Source organism: Pseudokineococcus marinus, from assembly GCF_013004605.1.
In the GTDB taxonomy this organism is placed as follows: Bacteria; Actinomycetota; Actinomycetes; order Actinomycetales; family Quadrisphaeraceae; genus Pseudokineococcus; species Pseudokineococcus marinus.
Genome location: NZ_JABEMA010000425.1, coordinates 1 through 2,037, shown reverse-complemented (window position 1 = coordinate 2,037; position 2,037 = coordinate 1). Strand labels below are relative to the sequence as shown.

Annotated in this window: 2 protein-coding genes; both read left to right on the top strand. The window is 79.3% G+C overall.

Features of this window, described 5'->3' with window-relative positions; genetic code table 11:
• The coding region (locus HLB09_RS16225; RefSeq protein ID WP_171204342.1) for a class I SAM-dependent methyltransferase at positions 1–668 on the top strand (668 nt) is incomplete at its 5' end.
• 172 nt (positions 669–840) lie between these two features.
• Positions 841–2,037: DNA polymerase IV (gene dinB / locus HLB09_RS16220; protein WP_322790232.1), on the top strand; the 1,197-nt coding region annotated here is incomplete at its 3' end.

The following is a 2,037-nucleotide window of genomic DNA, read 5'->3' as shown; positions in this document are numbered from 1 at the left end:
CCCGCGACGGCGCGCCCGCCCGCGTCCTCGACCTCGGGGGCGGCACCGGCGGGCTCGCCGTCCGCCTCGCCGCCGCGGGGCACGAGGTCGTCGTCGTCGACCCCAGCCCGGACGCGCTCGCCGCCCTCGCGCGGCGGGCCGACGACGTGGGGGTCGGCGCCCGGTTGACCGGCGTGCAAGGGGACGCGGAGGACCTGCCCGACCACGTGGCCGACGGGAGCGTCGACCTCCTCCTGTGCCACGGGGTGCTCGAGGTCGTCGACGACCCGGGGCGCGCGCTGGTCGCGTGCCGGCGGGCCCTGCGGCCGACGGGCCGCCTCAGCGCGCTCGTCGCCGCCCGCGGGGGAGCCCTCCTCGCTCGCGTGGCCTCCGGCCACCTGCGCCAGGCGCGGGCCCTCCAGCTCGACCCCGACGGGCGCTGGGGCGCGCAGGACCCCCTGCTGCGCCGCTTCGACGCCGACGGCGCCCGCCGGCTCCTCGCCGGCGCGGGCTTCTCCGTGCTGCGCGCCGACGGCGTCGGGGTGCTGCCGGCGCTGGCCCCCCGCGGCGGGTCGGCCCTCGACCCCGCCGCCGTCCAGGCGCTCGAGGAGCTCGAGAGGCTCGCCGGCACCGACCCCGCCCTCCTCGGCGCGGCCGGGCAGCTCCACCTGCACGCCGCGCCCGTCTGACGCCGTCCCCGACGCGCACCCGCCCGAGCCCCTCGCCCGAGGGAGGTCCGCCCGAGAGGTCCCGGCCGCCCCGCGGCCGGGACGCCGCACCGCAGTCCCGTCGTCGCGGCCCGCCGTCACACCCCGCCGTCAGGCTGGCCGTCGGACCACGACGTCGCCGAGAGGAGGTCCCGTGGGGCGCTCGCAGCTCGACCGCACCGCGGGGGCGGGGAGGGCCGACCCGGTCGGCGGCGCCCCCGTCGCGGGGCCGGACGCCGACGACACGGGGTGCACCGTCCTGCACGTCGACATGGACGCCTTCTACGCGTCCGTCTCGCTGCTGGACCACCCCGAGCTCGTCGGGCAGCCGGTCGTCGTGGGCGGCGCCGGCACCCGCGGCGTCGTCCTGTCCGCCACCTACGAGGCGCGCGCCCTCGGGGTGCACTCGGCCATGCCCATGGGGCGGGCCCGCCGCCTCGCGCCCCACGCCGTCGTCCTGCCGCCGCAGCACCGCCGGTACGCCGAGGTCTCGGCCGGGGTCATGGAGGTCTTCCGCTCCGTGACCCCCCTCGTGGAGCCCCTCAGCCTCGACGAGGCCTTCCTCGACGTCAGCGGCGCCCTGCGGCGCCTCGGCAGCCCCCGGGAGATCGCCCAGCAGGTGCGTCGCCGCGTCGAGGACGAGCAGGGCGTCACCTGCTCGGTGGGGGTGGCCTCCACCAAGCACGTCGCCAAGCTGGCCTCCTCCCGCTGCAAGCCCGACGGGCTGCTCGTGGTCCCGGCCGACCGGGTCGTCGACTACCTGCACCCGCTGCCGGCGTCGGCGCTGTGGGGCGTGGGCGAGCGCACCGCGGAGCAGCTCGAGCGGCTCGGCCTGCGGACCGTCGGCGACATCGCCCACACCCCGCGGGCCACGCTCGTGCGCGCCCTGGGGGAGGCGAGCGGCGCGCACCTCGCCGCCCTCGCGTGGGGGCGCGACCCGCGGCCCGTCGTGCCGTCCGCGCCGGAGAAGAGCGTCGGGGCGGAGGAGACCTTCTCCTCCGACGTCGACGACGAGGCGGTGGTCCTTAGGGAGGTGCTGCGGCTCTCCGAGCTGACCACCGCCCGGCTGCGCGCCGCGGGCACCGTCGGGCGGACGGTCGTGCTGAAGGTCCGCTTCGCCGACTTCACGACCATCACGCGGTCGCGCACCCTCGACGAGCGCACCGACGTGAGCCGCGAGGTCTACGCGGCCGCGCGCCGGCTCTGGGAGGGGCTGCGGCTGGACCGGGCCCGCATCCGCCTCGTCGGCGTGCGCGTCGAGGGGCTGGCTCCCGCCGGCACGGCCCACCGCCAGATGCGGCTCGACGAGCCCGACCGCGGCTGGCGCGAGGCCGACCGGGCCGCCGACCGG